The sequence below is a fragment of the Mycobacterium sp. Aquia_216 genome (assembly GCF_026723865.1).
Classification (GTDB): Bacteria; Actinomycetota; Actinomycetes; order Mycobacteriales; family Mycobacteriaceae; genus Mycobacterium.
Map to the genome: position 1 here is coordinate 5,114,601 of NZ_CP113529.1, position 24,356 is coordinate 5,138,956.

Consider the following 24,356-nt stretch of genomic DNA (forward strand, 5'->3'; position numbering starts at 1 on the left):
GTAACCCGCATACACAGGTGTCATGAAATCAATCGCCGGTGTCGCGGCCATTCCGTGACCTACCGACCGACCAATGACCAGTCCTCGAGGCCCTCGTACAGCGGGAACTCCCGGGCCAGCCGCGTCACGCGCTGCCGCAGACCCGACACTTGCCCTTCGGAGGCCGAGGTGCCGGCCGCCAGCGCGGTCGCGATCACGTCGGCGACCTCGCTGAACTCGGCGTCGCCGAAGCCGCGAGTGGCCAGCGCCGGCGTCCCGATCCGCAGGCCCGACGTCACCATGGGCGGCCGCGGGTCGTTGGGCACGGCGTTGCGGTTGACCGTGATGCCGACCTCGTGCAGCAGGTCCTCGGCGGCCTGCCCGTCGAGCGGAGAGTTGCGCAGGTCGACCAGCACCAGATGGACGTCGGTGCCGCCGCTGACCACCGAGACGCCGGCCTTGGCGACATCGGCGGCCAACAGCCGGTCGGCCAGGATCCGGGCGCCGGACAGCGTGCGCTGCTGCCGCTCGGCGAATTCTGGGGTGCCGGCGATCTTCAGCGCGACCGCCTTACCCGCGATCACGTGCATCAGCGGTCCGCCCTGCTGGCCGGGGAACACCGCCGAGTTGACGGCCTTGGCGTACTCCTGCTTCCCGAGCAGCATCCCGGAGCGGCCGCCACCGAGCGTCTTGTGGATGGTGGTGGACACGACATCGGCGTCCGGCACCGGAGAAGGGTGCAATCCGACCGCAACCAGGCCCGCGAAGTGGGCCATGTCCACCCAGAGCTTGGCGTCGACTTCGTCGGCGATCGACCGGAACGCCGCGAAGTCGAGGATGCGCGGGTAGGCCGACCAGCCGGCGACGATCACCTTCGGCCGGAATTCGAGCGCTTGGGCGCGCACCGCGTCCATGTCGACGAGATGCGTCGTCGGGTCGACACCGTAGAAGCCGTTCTCGTAGAGCTTGCCGGAGAAGTTGAGCTTCATCCCGTGCGTCAGATGCCCACCGTTGGCCAGGTCCAGACCCAGCAGCCGCTCCCCCGGTGACATCAGGGCGTGCAGCACCGCGGCGTTGGCCTGGGCGCCGGAGTGCGGCTGCACATTGGCGAAATCGGCACCGAATAACGCCTTGGCGCGGTCGCGGGCGATGTTCTCCACGACATCGACGTACTCGCAACCGCCGTAGTAACGCCGGCCGGGAAGCCCTTCCGCGTACTTATTGGTGAGCACGCTGCCCTGGGCCTGCAGTACCGAGCGGGGCACGAAGTTCTCCGACGCGATCATCTCGAGCGTGTCGCGTTGGCGGCCGAGCTCTTTGCCGAGCAGCTCGGCGATGTCCGGGTCGACTTCGGCGAGCGGGGCGGACATCACGGACGTGGATACACGGGCATCAGGTGCGGCAGTCACAGGTGCCAGTCTATCGAGCGGAGCTTTTAGCCAGCCCAGCCGTCCGGCGTGCGATCGTCCCTGCCACACTGGCACTATGCCCCGGCTGAGCGAGCCGAGCCCATATGTGGAGTTCGACCGAAAGCAGTGGCGCGCGTTGCGCATGTCGACGCCGCTGGCCCTGACTGAAGAGGAACTTGTCGGTCTGCGTGGTCTCGGCGAGCAGATCGACCTCCTCGAGGTCGAAGAGGTGTATCTGCCGCTGGCCCGGCTCATCCACCTTCAGGTCGCGGCGCGGCAGCGATTGTTCGCCGCCACTTCGGAATTCCTCGGTGAGCCGCAGCAGAACCCGGACCGGCCGGTGCCGTTCATCATCGGCGTGGCCGGCAGCGTGGCGGTCGGGAAGTCGACCACCGCCCGCGTACTGCAGGCGTTGCTGGCCCGCTGGGATCACCACCCGCGGGTCGACCTGGTGACCACCGATGGCTTCCTCTACCCGAATGCCGAGCTGGACCGTCGAAACCTCATGCACCGCAAGGGCTTTCCGGAAAGCTATAACCGCCGGGCACTGATGCGGTTCGTCACCTCGGTCAAATCGGGTTCCGACTATGCATGTGCGCCGGTGTACTCGCACCTGCGCTACGACATCATCTCCGGGGCCAAACACGTGGTCCGGCATCCGGACATCCTGATCCTGGAGGGCCTCAACGTCTTGCAGACCGGCCCGACCCTGATGGTGTCGGACCTGTTCGACTTCTCGCTGTACGTGGACGCCCGAATCGAAGACATCGAACAGTGGTACGTCTCGCGGTTCCTGGCCATGCGTGGCACGGCCTTCGCCGACCCGGAATCCCACTTCCACCACTACTCGGCCCTCAACGACACCAAGGCGGCCGCCGCCGCGCGCGAGATCTGGCGATCGATCAACCGGCCTAATCTGGTCGAGAACATTCTTCCGACCCGGCCCCGCGCGACCCTGGTGCTGCGCAAGGACGCCGACCACTCCATCAACCGGCTCCGGCTGCGCAAGCTGTAAGACGCGCTCCGCTCCCTTGACGGCGGGAGCTAGACGGTCTGCAGCCGGCGCACTCCCAGGTATTGCATCCACGCGAAGGCCGCGCTGTAGATGCCGACGGCCAGCGTGGCGGCCACCCCGGTCGCGGTCATGGGCACCGCGTCGACGGCGACGACGGCGCCCAGCGTGACCACGACGTTGGCCACCACCACCCAGACGCCGACACTGCGCAGGTCCGGCAATCCCGTCAGGCTGTAGACCACCAAGCCGTAGAGCACGAAAAAGGCGCCCAGTACGTATTCCAGATTGGAACCAAAGTCGGCGATGAAGGCGATGGCGACACCGAACAGCCCCGTCAACGTGGCATCTGCCCGCATGCCGAAACGCAATAACGAGTCGGTCGAGTCGTACATATGTCTGTTCGGTATGCCAGTGACAACGGACATTTGATTTCTCCTTGCGACGGCGATTGTTCGAACTTGTTTGAGCGTGCCGCCCGCGCACTGCCATATCGACGCGTGGTGCTGCCAACTCCTGCCACGGAAGAAATGACCAGGGATTACCTCCAGGTATTCCCGTGCTGGGCGTTACATGCGGGTTTACACGGCGACCGCCTCGACGACGCTGTACGGCGACGCCGTCTCCACCACCCGGGTCATGCGGAATCCGGCGCGGCCCAGCAATCGGGCATATCCCGCAGCCGAGCGCTCGCGGGCACCCACTACGAGGAGCATTTCCAGGTCCCCCCAGTTGCCCACAAATTCGCGGTCGTGTCCCGGAAGGACGAATTCGACGAGCAGCACGTGCTTACCCGCGCCGGCCGCCTTCCGCACGTTGCGCAAAATCTGCACGGCCTCGTCGTCGGACCAGTCGTGGATCACATGCTTGAGCACATAGGCATCGCCGCTATCCGGTATCGCCTCGAAGAACGAACCCGGAACGATTTTCACCCGATCCTGCACGCCGCATTCCGCCAACACGGCCGGGGCGCCCGCCACAACTTGGGGCAGGTCGTACAGGACGCCATGCGCCGACGGGGTAGCTTGCAGAATCGCGGCCAACAGCCGTCCGTGCCCGCCACCCACATCGACGATGGTGTCGTAGCGGCTGAAGTCGTACTCCGTGGTCACGGCCGCGATCGCCAGTTCGGACATGCTCGTCATGGCGGCATTGAAGATTTCCGCGAATTCCGGCTCGTCGGCCAGGTATTCGAACATCGGCTTACCGCGCAAGGCCGGGACGGCGGGACGCCCGGTGCGAATGACATCGGTGAGATGGCTCCAATGCTCGCGATGCTGGGGTGCTCCCAGAAACCGGGCCAACCCGCGCAGCGACACCTCAGCGTCAGTGCGCAAGCAGTCCCCCAGCGGGGTGAGTTCGTAGCGGCCGTCGCGGCGTAGCCGGAAGAGGCCCCGGCTCGTCAAGGCCCGCAGCAGTCGGCTCAGGGCGTCGGCATCGGCGCTGACCGCACTCGCCAGCTCGTCAATTTGCAGCGGACCCTTCGCGAGCTGGTCGGCGATGCCGAGGTCGGCTGCGGCGGTAATCGCCTGGGCAGCCCAAGCATTCATGATCATCTCCATCACCGCAATCGGCGGCGGACCCATGCGCTGCTGTAACCGACCGAAATGATGCCGGACGATCTCGACGATCCGAGCAACTCGAGCGGCCGGAATTCTAGACGAAAACATAAGTGCTCCTGGATGATTCAGCGTTAGACGGCGACCGCCTCGACGATGCTGTACGGCGATGCCGTTTGCGCCACTTTCGTCATGCGGAATCCGGCGCGGCCCAGCAATTGCGCATATCCCGCGGCGGTGCGTTCGCGGGCGTCGAATTCGACGAGTATCTCCAGGTCGAGCCAGTTGCCCACGAAATCGCGATCGTGACCGGGAAGAACCATTTCCACCAGCAGCACATGCTTGCCGAGCCCGGCCGCCCTGCGCACGTTGCGCAGAATCTGCAACGCCTGGTCGTCGGGCCAGTCGTGGATGATGTGCTTGAGGACGTACGCGTCGCCGCCCTCGACCACGTTCTCGAAGAACGAACCCTCGACCAGCTTGACCCGGTCGGCCACCCGCTGCTGCTTGAGCAGCAGTGGTGCGTCCGCAACGACATGGGGCTGGTCGAAAAGAATCCCCCGGGCTTGCGGGGCGGCATTCAAGATTGCCGCCAGCAGCCGACCGCGCCCGCCGGCGACGTCGACGATCGTCCCGTAGCGGCTGAAGTCGTAGCCCGCGATGACCGAAGGGATCGCCAACTCCGAGATGTTGGTCATCGCTTCGTTGAACTTTTCGTCGAGTTCCTTTTCCCCGGACAGGTATTCGAAGATCGGTTTGCCGCGCATTTCGGGAACAACGGAACGACGGGTGCGGATGGCAGTCGTGATGTTGCTCCAATGCTCCCGATGCTGGGGCGCACCGACATATCGAGCCATCGCTCGCAGCGAGACATCGCCGTCGCTGCGCAACGTGTCCGCGAGCGGGTTGAGGGCATAGCGCCCGTCGCGCAGTTGCCGGAAAACACCGCGGCCGATCAACGCCCGCAGCAGGCGCCCGACGGTGTCGGCGTCCGCATCGACCGCGTCGGCCAGCTCGTCGGCAGACAAAGGCCCGTTCGCCAGCGCGTCGGCGATGCCGAGATCTGCCGCAGCGGTGATCGCTTGCGCGGCCCAAGCATTCGAGATCATTTCCAACATCGCGGCCGGCGGCGGAACCATATTCCGGTGCAGCGCACCGATGCGATGGCGAACACGCTCGACGATCCGCGCGACCTGAGCAGACGGAATTTTAGTCGAAAACATAAGTACTCCTGAATAATTGGAGATGCGGGGTTAGACGGCGACCGCTTCGACGATGCTGTACGGCGATACCGTTTCCACCACTCGCGTCATCCGAAAGCCGGCGCGGCTCAGCAGGCGGCCGTATTGGGCGGCGGTGCGCTCGCGCGCGCCGGCTCCGACGTGCATTTCCAGGTCCAGCCACTTGCCGGGAGATTCCCGATTATGCTGCGGGATAACGAATTCCACGATCAACACATTCTTGCCGACCCCGGCGGCCTTACGGATATTTCCGAGAATCTGAATGGCCTCGTCGTCGGGCCAGTCGTGGATGATGTGCTTGAGGACGTACGCGTCGCCGCCCTCGACCACGGTCTCGAAGAACGAACCTTCGACCAGCTTGACCCGGTCGGCCACCCCGTGTTCGTCGAGCAATGCCGAGGCGCCCGACACCACGTGCGGCTGGTCGAACAGAATGCCCCGTGCTTGTGGCGTGGCGGTTAAGATTTCAGCCAAGAATCGACCGTGCCCACCGGCGACGTCGACGATCGTCCCATACCGACTGAAGTCGTAGCCGGCGATGACCGGCGGGATCGCGAGCCCGGTCATGTTTGTCATGGCCTCATTGAAAATCTCGTCGAGTTCTTTTTCTTCGGCCAGGAACTCGAACATCGACTTACCGCGCAAGTCAGGGACCACGGCCCGGCCGCTGCGAATCGAGTCCGTGACGTGGCTCCAGTGCTCGCGATCCTGCGGTGAACCCACGAACCGGGCGAATGCGCGCAGCGAGACATCGCTATCGCTGCGCAGCGTGTCCGCGAGCGGGGTGAGGTCGTAGCGCCCGTCACGGCGCCGGCGGAAAACACCTCGCGAGATCAACGCCCGCAACAGACGACTCACGGTGTCGGCATCCGCATCGACGGCGTCCGCCAATTCGTCGACCGACAGCGGTCCCTTGGCCAGCGCATCGGCAATGCCCAGGTCGGCGGCGGCGGTAATCGCCTGCGCGGCCCAAGCGTTCGTGATCATCTCCAACATCGCGGCCGGCGGCGGAACCATCCGCTGGTGTAGCTGACCGACGCGGTACCGCACGATCTCGACAGCTCGCGCGAGTTGGACGGGTGAAAGTGTCGGCGAAAACATAAGTCCCCCTGGCAGACTCGGGATATCACGTGCAGACCGGGCGATCGCACATACCCGTATTCGTTGCCAGTCCACCTGAAGATGGGCCGCCTCGCCATTACAACCAGCGTTGTCATCCAGATAACGCAGCCGGTTGTCCGGAAACGACTGCGCCGGTGCCGGCGTCGGGCTAGTCGCTGGGGACGGCGACGCGCCCGCGAAGATCGGCGGCGATCAGCCGAGCCGCGGCGTTTTGCCAGTTGTGCAGCGAGCGCTGGGGAACTTCCGTGACGAACCACTGCCAGGCCTGGCGCGCGGTCGGATCCAGCCCCGAGGCGGTGGCGTTCTGCGCGTAAGCGCGCACCCCGACGACGTACGGGAAGTAGAGCGAGTTGTAGTACCGCCACTCTTCGGTGGTGCCGAAATCGCCGCCGTCGCGCGGCTTCAGCCGTGAAATACCTTCCGCCAGTACAGCTTTGAGCTCGTTAGCCCGCTCCAGCGGGTGGTCGGGAGCCCCGCGCGCGGCCAGCCGCTCGTCGATCAACGGCAACGCGGTCAGCGGGCTCGCCACCAGCTTGCTCAGGTCGCCGTAGTGGCCCAGCGCTCGTCGGGTGAGCCTGGCGAAGGTCACGTCGTCGACGTCGGCGAGCGGGTCCTTCTGGCGCAGCGGCAGCGCAGCCCCGGTATGCCGCAGCACGGCACGGTCCGCGCGCAGGCGCGGCGACCGCGAGAACGCCAGCCGGTCCAGCACCCCGGCCAGCGGGTCCGCGAGCACCTGCACGGTGATCGCGACCGCCAGGCTGGTGAACAGCAGCACCGTGAGCGTCGTCTGCGCGGCAGCATCGTCGCGGGTCACTGCCAACCCGATCAACGCCTGACCGCCGAACAGCATCGCGACCAGCACCGAACCGGTGAACGAGCGCAGCATGTCGGCGCGCAGTGCCTGGCCCTCGTCGAACGCGTCCCACAGGGCAACGGCGATCCCGAGCGAGAGGACGTCGAAACTCGTCGACGCCAGCGCCACCCAGCTGGGCACCAGGCCCAGCGGAATGATCAGGATGGCATTGCCCAGCGCGAAGAACAGGGTCGCGGTGATGGCGAGTCCGACGGCCGGCCTCGGCCGGCGCGGCCGACGCAACGCGACGGCCATCGCGCCGAGGGTGGACACCGAGATCACCGCGAACATCAGCCAGTGCCCCGCCCGTAGCGGCCCGTCGACGCTGCCGGCCAGCATCGCCCCGAACAGGGTCAGCGCGGCGACCCCGGCCACGAGGAGCAGCTCGCGGGTGCGCGCCTGCCAGCCGTCGCTGGGCCGGGACAGCTCGACGAGCACCGCGAACCACGCCACGCCGGGGATGATCGCCGGGTAGATCTCGACCCGGCTGAGCAGCTGGGCGTGCGCGGGGCTGGCGGTCCGCACCGCATCCAGGCCGACCACGAGCGCGAAACCGCACAGGCCGATCGCCGCCAGCACGAGGACGGGTTTGCGCGGATCACGAGCCGCCAGATACAGGCCCAGCCAGGCGCTCAGCGTGAACACCACCGCCGACAGCGCAGCCATGCATCCAGTGTGGCACGGGCGTGACCTGCCGCTTAAGACCGCTGTGCGGTCTAGGCTTGCGATCGACTGTGCTGTCTCGACGCGCGCTACTTGCCGTACCGGCGATGCCGCTGGCTGTAGTCGCGTAGCGCGCGCAGGAAGTCGACGCGGCGGAATGCCGGCCAGTGCGTTTCGCAGAACCACATCTCCGAATAGGCACTCTGCCAGAGCAGAAACCCGGACAGCCGTTGCTCGCCCGAGGTGCGGATCACCAGGTCGGGGTCGGGCTGCCCGGACGTGTACAGGTTCTCGGAGATCGCGTCGACGGTCACCGCGTCGACGAGCTCCTCACCGGTGGCGCCGTTGGCGAGTTCCTTACTCAACAACGCGCGCACCGCGCCGACGATCTCCTGCCGGCCGCCGTAGCCGACCGCCACGTTGACGTGGAACGACGCGACGCTGGGCGTGGATTCGACCGCCCCCCGCAACCGGCGGGCCGGCTCGCCGCCGAGTAGTTCCAGGTCCCCCACCGTGCGCACGCTCCAGCGATTGACCGGCGCGCAGATCTCCTCGACCACGTCGGTGATGACCTCGATCAGCCCGGCCAGCTCGTCGGGATCGCGTTGCAGGTTTTCGGTGGACAACAGATAGACGGTGGTCATTTCGACGCCGGCTTCCTGACACCACCGCAGCATCTCGGCGATCTTGGCCGCACCCATCCGGTAGCCGTAGCCGACGTCGTCGTATCCCGCGTCGCGGGCCCACCGCCGGTTCCCGTCGCACAGCACGGCGATATGCCGAGGAAGTTGCGACTTCGAAGCGGCCAGGCCCTGCCTCAGCCGCAGCTCGTAGACGCGATACAACGGGTCTTTGAGCCGCGGCGGGATAATCTCCACGAAGATCCACACTACTGTGGGCGGCAACCAATTCCCGGCGGATTGCCGGGGATGTCACCGCCGCTGTACGGACAGGACCCGGCCGGCGCGAGCTAGTGTTTATCGATGTCAGGCATTGGCACTTTGACCGCCATCCGAAGAAGGCAGCAGGAGACATGAGCGGCCCGACCAGCACTGTCACCGACCCGGAACCCGAACCGCAGGGGATCGCGGCCAACGCCGCGCAGCATCTCGTTGACGGCGTCACCCGGGTACTGACCAAGCCGCGGTTCCGTGGCTGGATTCACGTCTATTCCGCCGGTACCGCCGTGGTCGCGGGTGCCTCCCTGGTCGCGGTGTCCTGGGCGGTGGCGTCCACCCGCGCCGGGCTGGCGACACTGCTGTACACCTTCGCCACCATCATCATGTTCACCGTCAGCGCGACCTATCACCGCGTGCACTGGACGTCCGCGACCGCCCAGAAGTGGATGAAGCGGGCGGACCACTCGATGATCTTCGTGTTCATCGCCGGCAGCTACACCCCGTTCGCCCTGCTGGCGTTGCCGGGCCGCGACGGGCACGTGGTGCTGTGGATTGTGTGGGGCGGCGCGGCGGCCGGGATCCTGCTCAAGATGTTGTGGCCGTCGGCGCCACGCTGGGTGGGTGTGCCGCTCTACATCCTGCTGGGGTGGGTGGCGGTCTGGTACACCGGCGAGATCCTGCACAACTCCGGCGTGGCCGCGATGGTGCTGCTGTTCGTCGGCGGCGCGTTGTACAGCATCGGCGGCATTCTCTACGCGCTGCGCTGGCCCGACCCCTGGCCCTCGACGTTCGGCTACCACGAGTTCTTCCACGCCTGCACCGCGATCGCGGCGATCTGCCACTACATCGCGATGTGGTTCGTAGTCTTCTGATTCGGCGCTACCGCGACGGCACACCCAGCGCGGCGGCCAGCTCCGTCGAGCGAGTCACCGGCAGGTCGCACAGACGTCCCCGGCACACGTAGGCCGCGTCGGCACTGCGCACCCGATCCCGCCCGACCAGCAGGGCTGACGAATCCATCTTGCCGCCCATCACGATCGCTCCGCCGGGCGCCCAGCGGCGGGCGTCGGTCAGCAGCGGCGAGCGCGGCGACGTGCAGGCGATCGCCACCTGCAGCGGGCCGCGGATCGCGGCTTCGGCCACGGCAAGCCAATGCCCGGCAGACCGCGGGGCGCGCGCCAGCAGTACGGAATGCGCGGTGAGCGCCTCGGTCGCCGCTTGCAGGTAACGCGGCGCTTTGACGCTGCCGACCAGATGCGCCGCGGTCAGCAGCGCTTCGGTGATCGTCGACGCACCCGACGGGGTGGCCCCGTCCAGCGGGTCGGCCGGCCGCAGCATCAGCCGCTCGGCATCGTCGGCGGTGTCATACCAGCAGCCGGGCCGCTGCGGGTCGGCGAAATGCGCGCACGCGGTATCGAGCAGTTCGCACGCCGCGGTCAGCCAGACGTCTTCGACGGTCAGCTGGTAGAGCGCCAGCAGCCCGGTGGCCAGCATCGCGTGATCCTCCAGGATGGCGGCGCCGTCGCCGACGACCCCGCCGAGGCTGGCCCGCCGCAACCGGCCGGCGACGACGTGGGTGTCCAGCAGCGCCGTCGCGCAGCGTCGCGCCGCACGTGCCAGGTCGGGCTCTTCCAGGGCGACGCTGGCCTCGACCAGCGCCGTGATCGCCAGCCCATTCCACGACGTGACGACCTTGTCGTCGCGTCCCGGCTGGGTCCGGGTGAGCCGGGCGGCCAGCAGCGCGGACCGCACCCGGTCCAGCCGCTGCGGATCGTCCGGATCGCCGGGCAATTGCAGCACCGACGTCCCGTGTTCGAAGGTGCCGGCCGCGGTGACCGCGAAAACCTCAGCGGCCCAAGCACCGTCGTCGGGACCGAGCACCTCGGACAACTGTTCCGGCGTCCAGACGTAGGTCGAGCCCTCGCGGCCGTCGGCGTCGGCATCCAGCGATGAGGTGAACATGGCCCCGTCGGTCAGCTCGTCGAGCAGGAACCGCGCGGTCTGCGCGGTGACCCGGCGGGCCAACGGATCTCCGGTACGCCGCGCCCAGTGCGCATAAGCGCGCAGCAGCAGCGCGTTGTCGTACAGCATCTTCTCGAAATGCGGTACGACCCAAGCGTTGTCGACACTGTAGCGGGCGAAGCCACCGGCGAGTTGGTCGTAGATGCCACCGCGGGCCATCGCATTGCCGGTGCGCTCCACGGCCTCTAACGCTGACGGCGATCCGGTGCGCTCGTAGTTGCGCAGCAGCGCTTCGAGAACCGCCGACGGCGGGAATTTGGGCGCGTCACCGAATCCGCCATGCACCGTGTCCTGGTCGGCCAGCACCGCGGCGACCGCGTGATCACATAGCGCCGGGTCGACGTCCGGACCGCCCGCCTGGTGTCCCCCGAAAGAAGAGGTCATTTTGCGCAACTCACCGGCGATATGGTCCGACGCCTCCTCGACCTCACCCCGGCGCTCCCGCCACGTCTCGGTGACGGCTGAAAGAAGTTGCAGGAAATCAGATTTCGGGTAGTAGGTGCCGCAGAAGAAGGGGCGTCCGTCCGGTGTCAGGAAACACGTCATGGGCCAGCCGCCATGCCCGGTGAGCGCGACGGTGGCGTTCATGTAAACCGCATCGATGTCCGGCCGTTCCTCGCGGTCGACCTTGACGCAAACGAATCCCGCGTTCATCGCGGCGGCCACCTCGTCGTCTTCGAACGATTCGTGGGCCATCACGTGGCACCAGTGACACGCGGCGTAGCCGATCGACAGCAGGATCGGCACATCGCGTGCCGCCGCGTCTTGGATTGCCTGCGGCGTCCACTGCTGCCAGTGCACCGGGTTGTCGGCGTGTTGACGCAGATAGGGGCTGGTCGCCAGCCCGAGGGTGTTCGTCGACGACGATTCAGCCGGGCGCATCGCCGGATCCTGACGGCCGGGTCGACCCGTTCGTCTGCCCGGGGGCCTCGTCATCGGGTGGTCCGACCGTATCGGTGCCCTCGTCGGCGGCCTGATCGGGCTCGGGATGTTTGGGGTCGAACGACTCGGGCACCTTCTTCAACTGCCGGTTCATCGAGCGGAGCAGAAACAAGGTGGCGATCAACAGCAGCACGACGACCAGTAGCCCGATCGGGCTGGCCTTGCCGAAATCGGGCCCGGTGTTGTGCGGAGTCCCATCAGCGATCACCGTGAGTAAAAGGTGTCTCACGCGCCGTTCTCGATTCCGGCGAACAGGTCGTCCTCGGGCTCGCGGACAGGGACGCGGGAGCGAGCCAACTCGAATTCCTCAGTCGGCCATAGGCGCTGCTGCCAGGCGATCGGGGCGGCGAAGAATTCGGCATTCGGATCGATCTGCGTGGCGTGTGCGCGCAGCGCGTCGTCACGCTGGCTGAAATATTCCGAACATTCCACGCGCGTGGTCACCCTCGACTCGAAGGGATCGTGTTCGGCCTTCCAATGCTGCAGCCACTTGGTGAAGGGGCCCTCTTCGCCATGCTTGACGAATTCGTCTTGTAGCAACTGCATCCGCTGCCGCAGGAAGCCGTGGACGTAGTACAGCTTGGACACCTCCCAGGGCTCGCCGGCGTCCGGGAAGCGCGCGTAGTCGCCGGCCGCTTCGTACGCACCGACCGAAACCCGGTGGCAGGCAATGTGATCCGGATGTGGGTAGCCACCGTTCTCGTCGTAGGTGGTAATCACGTGCGGGCGGAACTCGCGGACCACGCGCACCAGCGCCTCGACGGACACCTCCAACGGCACCAGCGCGAAGCAGCCCTCGGGCAGCGGCGGAGGCGGATCCCCCTTGGGTAGCCCGGAATCGACGAAGCCGAGCCAAGTGTGCTCGACACCGAGAATTTCGGCCGCTTTCGCCATCTCGTCACGCCGAATCTCGGCGATGTGCTCTTGCACATCGGGCAGATCCATCGCCGGGTTGAGGATGTCGCCGCGCTCACCGCCGGTCAACGTCACGACCAGCACGCGATGCCCCTCGTCGGCATATCGGGCGAGTGTGGCCGCACCCTTGCTGGATTCGTCGTCGGGGTGGGCGTGCACCGCCATCAACCGCAGTTCGCTCAACGTATCCCCTTGTCGGTCCGCTGGACTCCCCTCGAGCCTATAAGGACCCTATAATTTCAGTTTCCCGATATCGCATGCTGCTGACCGCGCTCCGGCGGCACATAAGCCCACACCTGAAACAGCCATGACCGAGACTTCCATTCCGCGCCCCGAGGCCCGCTACGGGCGTTCGCGACTATCTCGCGTTTCGCGGCGCCGAGCGGCCATCGCGCTGGGTGTGCTGGCCCTTGCGGCCGGCATCGCTGTCGCGATTGTCGGCTACCAACGGCTGGGCACCAGCGCCGTCTCGGGTTCGCTGGCCGGCTACGAGGTGGTCGACAGCGAGACGGCGTCGGTCACGATCAGCGTGACGCGATCTGTTCCGTCGCGCCCGGTGGACTGCATCGTGCGGGTCCGGGCCAAAGACGGCAGCGAGACGGGCCGACGCGAGGTACTGGTCCCGCCGTCCGCGCAGGCAACGGTGCAGGTCACGACGACGGTAAAATCCTCGCAGCCGCCGGTGATGGCAGACATTTACGGATGCGGCACCGACGTGCCCGGCTACCTGCGCGCAGCCTGACTGGTCACAAAGGCGAACCTCGAATGACGTCATCGGCTGTTTGCACGGTGGTAACATGGATGAATGCACGGTTCCTGGTGGGACCGTGTATTGCTGCATTAGCGGCCGTGAGCACAGCGGACCGGCAGCAAGGGGAGGGACCCAGACACTCCCTTCAGCGGAGTTCAGGGGCTTACGCGGATACGCGGAACGACACGACGAGGAGCACGACGAGATGACGGACACTCAGGTGACCTGGCTGACCCAGGAATCACATGACCGGCTGAAGACCGAGCTCGATCAGCTGATCGCGAATCGTCCCGTCATCGCCGCGGAAATCAACGACCGCCGCGAGGAAGGCGACCTGCGCGAGAACGGCGGATACCACGCCGCCCGTGAAGAGCAGGGCCAGCAGGAGGCCCGCATCCGCCAGCTGCAGGATCTGCTCAACAACGCCAAGGTCGGCGAGGCGCCCAAGCAGTCCGGCGTGGCGCTACCCGGGTCCGTCGTCAAGGTCTACTACGACGGCGACAAGTCCGACACCGAGACGTTCCTGATCGCGACCCGCCAGGAGGGCGTCAACGACGGCAAGCTCGAGGTGTACTCGCCCAAGTCCCCTTTGGGTGAGGCCCTGATCGACGCCAAGGTCGGCGAGACCCGCAGCTACACCGTGCCCAACGGCAACACCGTCAAGGTCACGCTGATCAGCGCGGAGCCGTACCACTCCTAGGGCGGCGCTAGGCCAGGGCCTGTTCGAGGTCGGCGAGCAGATCGCTGACGTCCTCGATGCCCACCGATAGCCGGACCAGGTCGTCGGGTACTTCCAATTGCGAACCGGCCGTTGACGCGTGCGTCATGGCGCTCGGATGCTCGATCAGCGACTCGACCCCACCCAGCGATTCGGCCAGGATGAACACTAAGGTTGCGGCGCAGAGTTTTTCGGCGGCCGCGCGTCCGCCGCGCATTCGCACCGACACCATGCCGCCGAAGCCTGACATCTGGCGCGCGGCGACATCGTGCCCGGGATGGCTGGGCAGACCCGGATACAGCACCGTGCTCACCGACGGCTGCCCGGCCAGGAATTCCGCTACGGCCAAAGCGTTTTCACTGTGCCGCTGCATCCGTAGCACCAGAGTTTTCAGACCGCGCATCGTCAGGTAAGCGTCAAACGGGCCCGGCACCGCGCCGGCCCCGTTCTGCAGAAAGGCGAATGCGTCGTCGAGCGCTTTGTCGTCGGTGACCAATGCGCCACCCACCACGTCGGAGTGGCCACCGATGTATTTGGTCGTCGAGTGCAGCACCACGTCGGCGCCCAGCGTCAACGGCTGCTGCAGCGCAGGCGATGCGAAAGTGTTGTCCACCAACACTTTTACTGCATTCTTGGCGGCCTGCTCCGCCGCTAGCTCAGCGATGGCGGCGATGTCGGCGACGGACAGCAACGGATTCGTCGGTGTTTCCACCCAGATCAGCCGGGTCTGCGGCGTGATCGCGGCCCGCACCGCGTCGAGGTCGGACAGCGCCACCGGCGTGTACCCGACGTTCCACTGGGTGAAGACCTTGTCGATCAAGCGAAATGTGCCGCCGTAGGCGTCATTTGGGATGACCAGATGGTCGCCGGGGCGCAGTATGGCCCGCAGGGCGCAGTCGGTTGCGGCCATGCCGGAACCGAACGCTCGCCCGAAAGCGCCGCCTTCGACGGCCGCCAGCGAGGCCTCCAGCGCGGCCCGGGTCGGGTTGCCGGTGCGTGCGTACTCGAATCCGCCGCGCAGACCCCCGACGCCGTCTTGGGCGAACGTGCTGCTGGCATAGATCGGCGCGTTCACCGCCCCGGTTGCCGGATCCGGGGGGTAGCCGGCATGGATGGCTTTGGTGGCCAGTCCGGTGATTCTGTGGTGTCCGTTCCGCTTTTCGCTCATCGACGACCAGCCTAGTGAGCCAGGCGGGTTGTGCCGGCTGCGGCCTGGCGCAGCGAATGGGATCAGCCTGAGGCGTAACCGCACCGGGAGCCGCTGCGCGCCCTCAGATCGGCAGGACCACCGTCGTCAGGATCTTGTCGGCGATCGTCTGTCGTTTGGCGTCCCACAGTGGAAACAGGAAACCGATGAAGCAGATGACCGCGTCGACGAAGTGGGCGAGGTCGCGCACGACGGACAACCCGAAACCGATCGGCTGCCCGGTGGTCTCGCTGACCACCTTGATCTTCAGCACCGTCTTGCCGAGGCTGGATCCGGTGGTGCCCTGTCGGTAGCCGCGGTTCCAGAGCCAGTAGGCCAAGCCCAGCAGCGTCGCCAACCAGTGCGTCAACTGGCCGAACGTCGAGGGCTGACTGGCGCAGTACTGGCTGACGTCGTACTGCGTGATGTCGGTGACGCAGGACGACTGTTGGGTCGCGTACATGATGCCCGTGCCGATGCCCTGCACGATCGCGTAAGGAAGGTAGTCGATGAGCAGCGCCAGCACCCGGGTGATCCACGGCGTGTAGGAGTCGGTCGGCAGCGCGCGGACCGCCGGGCCGGGCGGCGGCGGGACGTATCCACCGGCGGACGGAGGAGGCGGGGGGTAACCACCGACGGGCGGAGGAGGCGGCGGTGGGTACGAGGCACCCGGCACCGAAGAACTGGGTTCATACCCGCCAGAGGCCGGTGCATCGCCGCCGGATGGTTCCGGCGACGAGGAGGGCGGCGGTTGATCGGTCATGGTGCAACCTTCCACTGCGGGTAGCTGAACTAGCCGCATTACAGTACCTGAGCCGCCGTCTTTCGCGGCGGCGCCGGTCGCGGCCCGACGGCGTCTCTACTAACGCCGCCGCGACCCGTCCGACAGAAAGCCCAACAGGTCGTATCGTGTGATGACCCCGACGGGTTTGCCCTCCTCGACGACCATCAACGCATCCCAGTCGCGCAGTGCCTTTCCGGCGGCGCTGACCACCTCGCCGGCACCGATAATCGGCAGCGGCGGACTCATGTGCACGGAGACGGCGTCGGCCAATTTGGCTCGGCCTTCGAAGACCGCCGAGAGCAGTTCGCGCTCGGAGACACTGCCGGCGACCTCACCGGCCATCACCGGCGGCTCGGCGCCGACGACGGGCATCTGCGACACTCCGTACTCCCGCAGAATGCCGATCGCGTCGCGCACCGTCTCCGACGGGTGGGTGTGCACCAGATCGGGCAGCGCCCCCGATTTCCCACGCAGCACGTCACCGACCGTGGGCTGCTCGGTCGAGCCGTCCAGGCGGGTACGCAGGAAGCCGTAGGAGGACATCCACCCGTCGTTGAAGATCTTCGACATGTAGCCGCGGCCGCCGTCGGGAAGCAGCACGACGACCAGCGCGTCGGGACCGGCTTCCTCGGCCACCTTCGCCGCGGCCACCACGGCCATGCCGCACGAGCCGCCGACCAGCATGGCCTCTTCACGAGCCAGTCGCCGGGTCATGTCGAACGAGTCGGAGTCGGACACCGCGATGATCTGGTCGGGCACGGCGGGGTCATAGGCCGCGGGCCAGAAGTCCTCGCCGACGCCCTCGACCAGATAGGGCCGGCCGCTGCCGCCCGAATACACCGACCCTTCGGGGTCCGCGCCGATGACGCGCACCGCGCCGCCCGACACCTCCTTGAGGTAGCGGCCCGCGCCGGTAATCGTCCCGCCGGTACCGATACCGGCGACGAAGTGAGTCACCTTCCCGTCGGTGTCGGTCCAGATCTCGGGACCAGTGGTCTCGTAGTGGCTGGCCGGGCCCTGCGGGTTGGCGTATTGATCGGGCTTCCAGGCGCCGTCGATCTCCTCGACCAGCCGGTCGGAGACGCTGTAGTAGCTCTCCGGATGCTCCGGCGGCACCGCCGTCGGGCACACCACCACGTCCGCGCCGTACGCGATCAGCACGTTGCGCTTGTCCTCGCTGACCTTGTCCGGGCAGACGAACACGCACTTGTAGCCGCGGTGCTGGGCAACCAGAGCCAGACCGACCCCGGTGTTGCCCGAGGTGGGCTCGACGATGGTGCCGCCCGGCTTGAGCAGCCCATCGGCCTCGGCGGCGTCGATCATCTTCACCGCGATGCGGTCCTTTGAGCTGCCGCCCGGGTTGAGGTATTCGACCTTTGCCGCAACAGTTCCAGCGCCGGCGGGGATGACGGAGTTCAGCCGAACCAGAGGCGTGCCGCCGATGATGTCACTGATGTGCTGCGCAATTCGCATGCGTTCATCGTCTCAGGCGATTTCTGGCCGCGCACACCGACTCTCGGTGCGACGGTGATCCGGCCTCGACGCGAAGAACCGACCGGTTAACCGGTGGCTTCGCGGATGTAGTCCCCGATCTGGCGCAGCGAACGGATGGCCTCGGGCACCAGCGGCGCCGCCAGCTGGAAGTCGTGAACCTGGCCGGGCCAAATCCGAACTTCGGCCGGCACCCCGACCGCGGCCAGTCTGCTCGCCGCTAACCGCGCGTCGTGCAGCAGCACCTCGGACCCGGAAACGTGGATCAGGGTGCGCGGAAGACCCGGCTTGATGTGTTCCAGGGGTTCGTAAATCTTCTCGGCCTTGCCGTCGACGACATTTTTCTCGGCCGCGCTAGCAACCAATTCGACGAGCGCGTCGAAAGCCTTTGCCGTGAACATCGCATCGGTCTTGATGTTGGGATGCGATTGTTTGTATTCCTTTGCCAGCTGCAGCAGTGGCGAGATTGCTACCAGCGCCGCCGGCTCCTCGCCTTCCTCTTGCAGCCGTAGCGCGAGGGACAGGGCCAGATACCCGCCCGCGGAATCGCCGGCCAGCACGATCTGGTCGGGCTCGTAGCCTCGCCGTCGCAACCACCGGTAGGCGTCGTGACAGTCTTGCAGCGCCATGCCGACCGAGTGCTTGGGCAACAGTCGGTAATTGACCACCAGGACCGGTGTGTCAGCAAACTTCGAGATCGCCTCGACCACGCGGCCGTGAGAGTTTGCTCCACAAGTCAGGAACGCACCCCCGTGGAAGTAGAGCACCATCCGCCGGGTGCCGTCCGCGGGCAGCACGCCCGGGGCGCGGACCAATTGTGCCGACGCATTCGGCAACTTCACGGTCTGCCGCACGGTAGCGGAGGCGGGCAGCAACGCCCGGGCCGCGAGGTCGATCAAACCCCATGGCCAGGGCAGCGTCGGCGCATAGCTGCCGGCCGCCAGAATCGGCCGGATCGTCACGCGTGAAGCCAGTGTGGCTACGCGCGCCGGGACGCTGGGCCCGGATTCGAGGACCTCGACCGGCGCGCCGTCGCTGATGGCGAATTTGCGCGCCTCGGCCCGCCGTGACTTGAGCAGGTCACGAAGTTGGGCGGCATTCCGGGGTGCGCCGGAAACCTTGCTCGGTGCGGTCATGCTCAACACTCCTACGCCTTTGTAGGCCTATACAGCATGTGACGAGCGAGCCGAGCGCCCAGTTCAATTCGTGCGCCGAGCCGTTCAGCCAACCCGTTAAACTTAGCTTCGCAGGCATTTCTTAAAGGAACGTTTGAAGAGTCTGATTTGATACCACATCTGATTCACAACGTGATCGCTTTGTTTGTCGGGGGTCCGCGCAAACACGACAGTCGATCTAAAATGATCCCGTGACCATGAGGGTGCCGCGTCTTTCGACAATCGCCCTGGCCACGGCGGGCGCAGTCGCCTCGACAGGTACGGCCTATCTGGGCGCGCGGAATCTGCTGGTCGGCCAGGCGACGCACGCACGCACCGTGATCCCCAAGGCCTGGGACATTCCGCCGCGTGCCGACGGCGTGTACAGCCCGGGCGGCGGGCCGGTGGAACGCTGGCAGCGTGGCATGTCCGCGGACCTGCACCTGATGATCTTCGGCGACTCGACCGCCACCGGGTACGGATGCGCGAGCGCCGAAGAAGTGCCGGGCGTGCTGATCGCGCGGGGCCTGGCCGAGCAGACCGGCAAACGCATCCGGTTGAGCACCAAGGCCATTGTCGGCGCGACGTCGAAGGGCGTCAGCGGGCAGGTCGACGCGATGTTCGTCGCCGGGTCGCCGCCGGATGCAGCCGTGATGATGATCGGCGCCAACGATGTCACTGCCCTGAACGGGATCAGCCAGTCCGCACGGCGGCTGGCCCGCACGGTGCGCAAGCTGCGTTCGCGCGGCGCCATCGTGGTCGTCGGCACCTGCCCGGATCTAGGTGTGATCTCCGCGATTCCTCAGCCGCTGCGTTCCCTGGCACATGCGCGGACCAGGCAGCTCGCCCGCGCCCAGGCCGCGGCGGTGCGATCCGCCGGCGGGGTGCCGGTGCCGCTGGCCAACCTGCTGGCCCCGCAATTTCGGGCCATACCCGAGCTGATGTTCTCGGCCGACGGCTTCCACCCCTCGCCGACCGCGTACGCGCTGGCGGCGGCGCAGCTGCTCGTGGCGCTGTGCGATGCGCTGGGCGAAGAGGTCGAGAGCCCGGTGCTGAATCTGGCCGCACGCGCCGAGACACCCATGGTCAGCGGGGGCCACACCCCGCTCAGTGCCATGTCGCGGCTGTGGCGGCGCCCGGCGCCCAGCTCGGCCGCCCCGTCCTCGGGCTGACGAATCGGCACCGACTAGATTTGCCTTAGCCCGTCGGGGTGGGTGTGCCACCCGTTCTTCACACGAGCCCGCATCTTGGAGGGAACTGTCATGCCCGAAGCCGTCATCGTCTCCGCTGCCCGCTCGCCGATTGGGCGCGCCATGAAGGGATCGCTGGTCAGCATGCGGCCCGACGATCTGGCCGTCCAGATGGTTCGCGCCGCCCTCGACAAGGTCCCCGCGCTCAACCCGCACCAGATCGACGACCTGATGCTGGGCTGCGGCCAACCGGGCGGTGAGGCCGGTTTCAACTTGGCCCGCGTCGTTGCCGTCGAACTGGGCTACGACTTCCTGCCCGGCACCACCGTCAACCGGTACTGCTCGTCGTCGCTGCAGACCAGCCGAATGGCTTTCCATGCGATCAAGGCGGGCGAGGGTGACGTGTTCATCTCGGCGGGTGTGGAAACCGTGTCCCGCTTCGCCAAAGGCAGCTCCGACTCCTGGCCGGACACCAAGAACGCGCTGTTCAACGAGGCGCAGGAGCGGTCCGCCGCCGCGGCCGGAGGCGCCGACGAGTGGCACGACCCCCGCGCCGACGAGAACCTGCCCGACGTCTACATCGCGATGGGGCAGACGGCGGAGAACGTCGCGCTGCTGACCGGCGTCAGCCGCGAAGACCAGGACCACTGGGGAGTACGCAGCCAGAACCGCGCCGAAGAAGCGATCAAGAGCGGGTTCTTCGAGCGTGAGATCTCGCCGGTGACTTTGCCCGACGGCACCACGGTGAGCACCGACGACGGCCCGCGTCCCGGCACCACCTACGAGAAGATCAGCGAGCTCAAGCCGGTGTTCCGGCCCAACGGCACCGTGACCGCGGGCAACGCGTGTCCGCTCAACGACGGCGCGGCCGCGCTGGTGATCACCAGCGACACCAAGGCCAAGGAGCTGGGTCTGACGCCGCTGGCCCGCATCGTGTCCACCGGCGTCAGTGGCCTTTCGCCCGAGATCATGGGGCTGGGCCCGATCGAGGCGTCAAAGAAGGCGCTGGCACGGGCCGGCATGTCGATCAACGACATCGACCTCTACGAGATCAACGAGGCCTTCGCGGTCCAGGTGCTGGGCTCGGCCCGCGAGCTGGGCATGGACGAGGAAAAGCTGAACGTCTCCGGTGGCGCCATCGCCCTGGGCCACCCGTTCGGCATGACGGGCGCCCGCATCGCCGCCACGCTGATCAACAACCTGCAGACGCACGACAAGACGTTCGGCCTGGAGACCATGTGCGTCGGCGGCGGCCAAGGCATGGCGATGGTGCTCGAGCGGCTCAGCTAGCTCGTCGAGTGTGCGCCCAGGACACCGTGACCGCACACTCGAGGCGCTGCGGCCTCGTCAGCGCACACGGCCTCAGTGCACACGGCCTCGTCAGCGCACAAAAAAGCCGGCACGCCCGATGGCGTGCCGGCTTTTCCCGTGTAGTCGACTACCTGTCGCCCTGGAAATAGCTGAGCAGACGCAGGATCTCGAGGTACAGCCAGACCAGCGTCACCGTCAGGCCCAGCGCGATACCCCACGCCGCCTTCTCCGGTGCGCCAGCGCGGATCATCTGGTCGGCCGCGTCGAAATCGATCAGGAAGCTGAATGCCGCGATGCCGATCATCACCAGCGAGAAGATGATCGCGATTGGTCCGCCGCTGCGCAGGCCGAGGCCGGCGCCGCCGCCGACCCCGAACATCGCCAACACGAAGTTGCCGAGCATCAGGAACACCGCTCCGAACAGGGCGGCGACCACCATCCGGGTGAACTTGGGGGTAACGCGGATGGCGCCGGTCTTGTAGACGACGAGCATCCCGAAGAACACGCCGAGGGTGCCCAAGACGGCCTCGCCGATCATCGCCCCGGCGTTAACCGACCGGCCTCCGCCGACCGAAACCTGGAACGTCAGAAGCAGCGATATCGCGCCGAGGGCCAGGCCTTCGAGAACGGCGTAGCTGAGCACGATCGCCGGGCTGTCCTGCTTGCGACCGAACGTGGCGATCAGCACCAGCACCAGACCGCCGAGGCCACCGATCAGGGTCAGCGGCGCCGCCAGCGCGAGGTTGCTCGCCGCCAGGTAGAACGAGATCACGGCAGAGGCCGTCAAGACGGCCAGCGTGATGCCGGTTTTGGTGACGACGTCGTCGATGGTCAGCGGACGGGTGGCCTTGGCCTCCTGATACGGAGCCGGGTAGGGGCCAGTTTGGTAATACCCCTGCTGCACCTGGGCAGCCCCAGTGCCGAATTGCGCATATCCGCCGCTCTGCTTGGGCAGCGAACGAAATACCGGGTTGCTAGTCTCCCGCACCGTCGGATCCTCTCTTAAGACTGTGGGTTCGAGCTGTGCGAACACTTGCTCAACGTTCAGTCGGCTTCCCAGGTTCCCAGCGGGACTGGTGTGTTCCTAGGGTATCTCCGGGCTAGGCGACTGTCGTCGGCTCAAACATAATCCTTACCCGCGGACATCGCGTCGGTTGTCACGATCTAGATTGCTGGTCAAGGCCCGGAAGTCGGCGCGGCGACACTCTGGGCACAGATTCCGGCGATGAGAGGCTAGGGCGTGGCTGAGGAATCCGACGAGGTTTTGACTCGTGTCGACAACGGCGTCGGCCTGATCACGCTCAACCGCCCCAAGGCAATCAACTCGCTGAACCAGACGATGGTCGACGTGCTGCGCCCGCTGCTCGCACGTTGGGAGAACGACGATGCGGTGCGCGCGGTGGTGCTGTCCGGAGCCGGCGAGCGCGGGTTGTGCGCCGGCGGCGACGTGGTCGCGGTCTACCACAGCGCCCGCAAGGATGGCGTCGAGGTACGGAAATTCTGGCGCGACGAGTATCGGCTCGACGGTCAGGTCGGCCGGTTCCCCAAGCCATACGTGTCGTTGATGGACGGGATCGTGATGGGCGGCGGGGTCGGTGTCAGCGCGCACGGGAGCGTGCGGGTGGTGACCGAAACCTCGAAGGTGGCAATGCCAGAGGTCGGCATCGGGTTCATCCCCGATGTCGGCGGGGCGTTTCTGCTGTCCCGGTCGCCGGGCGCGCTCGGTCTGCACGCCGCACTGACCGGCGCGCCGTTCTCCGGAGCCGACGCCATCGCACTGGGATTCGCCGACCACTACCTCCCGCACGCCCAACTCGAGGCGTTCACGCAAGCGATCGTCGACGACGGCGTCGAGAGCGCACTTGCCGCCCACGCCATTGAGCCACCGCCGAGTGATCTTGTCGCGCAACGTCATTGGATCGACGAGTGCTTCGCCGGCGACACCGTGGAGGACATCATCGCCGCGCTGCGTGGGCATGGCGCGGGGCCGGCGCAAGAGGCCGCCGACCTGATCGCGACCCGATCCCCGATCGCGGTGTCGGTGGCGCTGGAGGCGGTGCGCCGGGCCGCGAAGATGGAAACACTGGAAGATGTTCTGGTCCAGGACTATCGAGTGTCGTCGGCCTCGGCGCGCTCACACGATCTGGTGGAAGGCATTCGAGCACAGATCATCGACAAAGATCGCGATCCGAAGTGGTCGCCGGCGAATCTCGCCGCGGTCTCCGCGGCCGACATCGACGCATATTTCGCGCCGGTCGACGACGACTTGAGTTTCTAGAAAGGCGGTTTGGATGAGCCAGGACACCCCGAAAAGCTACGAAACCATCCTGGTCGAGCGCGACGAGCGGGTCGGGACCATCACGCTGAACCGGCCGCAGGCGCTCAACGCGCTCAACAGCCAGGTGATGAACGAAGTCACCGGTGCAGCAACTGAATTCGACAACGACCCGGGAATCGGGGCGATCATCATCACCGGTTCGGGTGGCAAGGCCTTCGCGGCGGGCGCCGACATCAAGGAGATGGCCGCGTTGACGTTCGCCGATGCGTTCGGCCCCGACTTCTTCGCCACCTGGGGCAAGTTGGCCGCCGTGCGCACCCCGACGATCGCCGCGGTGGCCGGATATGCACTCGGCGGCGGCTGCGAGCTCGCGATGATGTGTGACCTGCTGATCGCGGCCGACACCGCGAAGTTCGGCCAGCCGGAGATCAAACTCGGTGTGCTGCCGGGCATGGGCGGCTCGCAGCGTCTCACTCGCGCCATCGGCAAGGCCAAGGCGATGGACCTGATCCTGACCGGCCGCACCATCGGCGCCGAAGAAGCCGAACGCAGCGGACTGGTTTCGCGGGTGGTGCCGGCCGACGACCTGCTCAGCGAGGCCAAGGCCGTCGCCACCGCGATTTCGCAGATGTCGCTCTCGGCGGCCCGGATGGCCAAAGAAGCCGTCAACCGTGCCTTCGAGTCCACCCTGGCCGAGGGACTTCTTTACGAACGCCGGTTGTTCCATTCGACTTTCGCGACTGACGATCAGTCCGAAGGGATGGCGGCCTTCATCGAGAAGCGCCCTCCCAACTTCACGCATAGGTAAGATCCCTGCAGTGAGCGAACCAGGTACTGCGACCGGCACCGACGACGAATCAGCCGTCGGCGCAGACAG

Annotated in this window: 23 protein-coding genes; 8 read left to right on the top strand and 15 right to left on the bottom strand. The window is 66.6% G+C overall.

Going from position 1 to position 24,356, the window contains the following annotated elements; genetic code table 11:
* Nucleotides 1–59: 59 nt before the first annotated feature.
* The gene (gene glyA, locus OK015_RS23830; protein WP_268133035.1) at nt 60–1,349 is read right to left on the bottom strand and encodes a serine hydroxymethyltransferase; all 1,290 of its coding nucleotides are present in this window, start codon (nt 1,347–1,349) and stop codon (nt 60–62) included.
* A gap of 115 nt (nt 1,350–1,464) precedes the next feature.
* Between glyA and coaA the strand changes: the two genes are divergently transcribed.
* Nucleotides 1,465–2,403, top strand: a complete 939-nt coding sequence (gene coaA / locus OK015_RS23835) for a type I pantothenate kinase (RefSeq protein ID WP_268126695.1) — start codon at nt 1,465–1,467, stop codon at nt 2,401–2,403.
* A 29-nt stretch (nt 2,404–2,432) separates the two neighbouring features.
* Here the strand turns inward: coaA and OK015_RS23840 are convergent, their stop codons facing one another.
* The 6 genes from OK015_RS23840 to OK015_RS23865 all read right to left on the bottom strand — a co-directional run bounded on the left by OK015_RS23840 (nt 2,433) and on the right by OK015_RS23865 (nt 8,716).
* A complete protein-coding gene (locus OK015_RS23840) occupies nt 2,433–2,828 on the bottom strand; it encodes a hypothetical protein (protein WP_268126696.1) in 396 nt (131 codons plus the stop codon).
* Nucleotides 2,829–2,981: 153 nt separating this feature from the next.
* The gene (locus tag OK015_RS23845; protein WP_268126699.1) at nt 2,982–4,070 is read right to left on the bottom strand and encodes a methyltransferase; all 1,089 of its coding nucleotides are present in this window, start codon (nt 4,068–4,070) and stop codon (nt 2,982–2,984) included.
* A 23-nt stretch (nt 4,071–4,093) separates the two neighbouring features.
* Nucleotides 4,094–5,182 carry a methyltransferase gene (locus OK015_RS23850; protein ID WP_268126701.1) on the bottom strand — a complete coding sequence of 363 codons (1,089 nt, stop codon included), beginning with the start codon at nt 5,180–5,182 and terminating at the stop codon, nt 4,094–4,096.
* 30 nt (nt 5,183–5,212) lie between these two features.
* Nucleotides 5,213–6,301 (bottom strand): methyltransferase, encoded by a 1,089-nt coding sequence (locus tag OK015_RS23855; RefSeq protein WP_268126703.1) that lies wholly within the window; start codon nt 6,299–6,301, stop codon nt 5,213–5,215.
* Between the two features lie 169 nt (nt 6,302–6,470).
* Nucleotides 6,471–7,841, bottom strand: coding sequence for a hypothetical protein (locus OK015_RS23860; protein WP_268126705.1), 1,371 nt, complete (start codon nt 7,839–7,841; stop codon nt 6,471–6,473).
* Nucleotides 7,842–7,927: 86 nt separating this feature from the next.
* Entirely contained in the window at nt 7,928–8,716 is a 789-nt protein-coding gene (locus OK015_RS23865; RefSeq protein ID WP_268126706.1) for a (2Z,6E)-farnesyl diphosphate synthase, read from the bottom strand.
* Between the two features lie 155 nt (nt 8,717–8,871).
* Here OK015_RS23865 and trhA point away from each other — a divergent pair, with 155 nt between their 5' ends.
* On the top strand, nt 8,872–9,609 hold the full coding sequence (gene trhA, locus OK015_RS23870; protein WP_268126709.1) for a PAQR family membrane homeostasis protein TrhA: 738 nt from the start codon (nt 8,872–8,874) through the stop codon (nt 9,607–9,609).
* A gap of 7 nt (nt 9,610–9,616) precedes the next feature.
* Here trhA and OK015_RS23875 read toward each other — a convergent pair whose 3' ends face one another.
* The 3 genes from OK015_RS23875 to mca are packed head-to-tail and all read right to left on the bottom strand — an operon-like array spanning nt 9,617 to nt 12,799.
* Nucleotides 9,617–11,641, bottom strand: a complete 2,025-nt coding sequence (locus OK015_RS23875) for a thioredoxin domain-containing protein (protein ID WP_268126712.1) — start codon at nt 11,639–11,641, stop codon at nt 9,617–9,619.
* Complete coding sequence (locus OK015_RS23880; RefSeq protein WP_268126715.1) at nt 11,628–11,930, bottom strand: hypothetical protein; 303 nt, start codon at nt 11,928–11,930, stop codon at nt 11,628–11,630. The genes OK015_RS23875 and OK015_RS23880 overlap by 14 nt, the downstream gene beginning before the upstream one ends.
* On the bottom strand, nt 11,927–12,799 hold the full coding sequence (gene mca, locus OK015_RS23885) for a mycothiol conjugate amidase Mca (RefSeq protein WP_268126717.1): 873 nt from the start codon (nt 12,797–12,799) through the stop codon (nt 11,927–11,929). Before mca ends, OK015_RS23880 begins: the two co-directional genes overlap by 4 nt.
* Nucleotides 12,800–12,923: 124 nt before the next feature.
* Between mca and OK015_RS23890 the strand changes: the two genes are divergently transcribed.
* Entirely contained in the window at nt 12,924–13,358 is a 435-nt protein-coding gene (locus tag OK015_RS23890) for a DUF4307 domain-containing protein (protein WP_268126718.1), read from the top strand.
* A 214-nt stretch (nt 13,359–13,572) separates the two neighbouring features.
* A complete protein-coding gene (gene greA / locus OK015_RS23895; protein ID WP_268126721.1) occupies nt 13,573–14,067 on the top strand; it encodes a transcription elongation factor GreA in 495 nt (164 codons plus the stop codon).
* 7 nt (nt 14,068–14,074) lie between these two features.
* Here the strand turns inward: greA and OK015_RS23900 are convergent, their stop codons facing one another.
* The 4 genes from OK015_RS23900 to OK015_RS23915 all read right to left on the bottom strand — a co-directional run bounded on the left by OK015_RS23900 (nt 14,075) and on the right by OK015_RS23915 (nt 18,682).
* Complete coding sequence (locus OK015_RS23900) at nt 14,075–15,253, bottom strand: cystathionine gamma-synthase (RefSeq protein WP_268126723.1); 1,179 nt, start codon at nt 15,251–15,253, stop codon at nt 14,075–14,077.
* A 103-nt stretch (nt 15,254–15,356) separates the two neighbouring features.
* Entirely contained in the window at nt 15,357–16,034 is a 678-nt protein-coding gene (locus OK015_RS23905) for an RDD family protein (protein WP_268126726.1), read from the bottom strand.
* A gap of 99 nt (nt 16,035–16,133) precedes the next feature.
* A complete protein-coding gene (locus OK015_RS23910; protein ID WP_268126728.1) occupies nt 16,134–17,528 on the bottom strand; it encodes a cystathionine beta-synthase in 1,395 nt (464 codons plus the stop codon).
* An 86-nt stretch (nt 17,529–17,614) separates the two neighbouring features.
* Nucleotides 17,615–18,682 carry an alpha/beta hydrolase gene (locus tag OK015_RS23915; RefSeq protein WP_268126730.1) on the bottom strand — a complete coding sequence of 356 codons (1,068 nt, stop codon included), beginning with the start codon at nt 18,680–18,682 and terminating at the stop codon, nt 17,615–17,617.
* A 242-nt stretch (nt 18,683–18,924) separates the two neighbouring features.
* Here OK015_RS23915 and OK015_RS23920 point away from each other — a divergent pair, with 242 nt between their 5' ends.
* Both OK015_RS23920 and OK015_RS23925 read left to right on the top strand, forming a co-directional pair.
* A complete protein-coding gene (locus tag OK015_RS23920) occupies nt 18,925–19,872 on the top strand; it encodes an SGNH/GDSL hydrolase family protein (RefSeq protein ID WP_268133036.1) in 948 nt (315 codons plus the stop codon).
* A 90-nt stretch (nt 19,873–19,962) separates the two neighbouring features.
* On the top strand, nt 19,963–21,180 hold the full coding sequence (locus tag OK015_RS23925) for an acetyl-CoA C-acetyltransferase (RefSeq protein WP_268126733.1): 1,218 nt from the start codon (nt 19,963–19,965) through the stop codon (nt 21,178–21,180).
* A gap of 148 nt (nt 21,181–21,328) precedes the next feature.
* Here the strand turns inward: OK015_RS23925 and OK015_RS23930 are convergent, their stop codons facing one another.
* Nucleotides 21,329–22,189 (bottom strand): Bax inhibitor-1/YccA family protein, encoded by an 861-nt coding sequence (locus OK015_RS23930; protein WP_268126736.1) that lies wholly within the window; start codon nt 22,187–22,189, stop codon nt 21,329–21,331.
* A 252-nt stretch (nt 22,190–22,441) separates the two neighbouring features.
* Here OK015_RS23930 and OK015_RS23935 point away from each other — a divergent pair, with 252 nt between their 5' ends.
* Together OK015_RS23935 and OK015_RS23940 are read left to right on the top strand one after the other, a co-directional pair.
* Complete coding sequence (locus OK015_RS23935) at nt 22,442–23,479, top strand: enoyl-CoA hydratase/isomerase family protein (protein WP_268126737.1); 1,038 nt, start codon at nt 22,442–22,444, stop codon at nt 23,477–23,479.
* 13 nt (nt 23,480–23,492) lie between these two features.
* Complete coding sequence (locus OK015_RS23940; protein WP_268126738.1) at nt 23,493–24,287, top strand: enoyl-CoA hydratase; 795 nt, start codon at nt 23,493–23,495, stop codon at nt 24,285–24,287.
* Nucleotides 24,288–24,356: the final 69 nt, after the last annotated feature.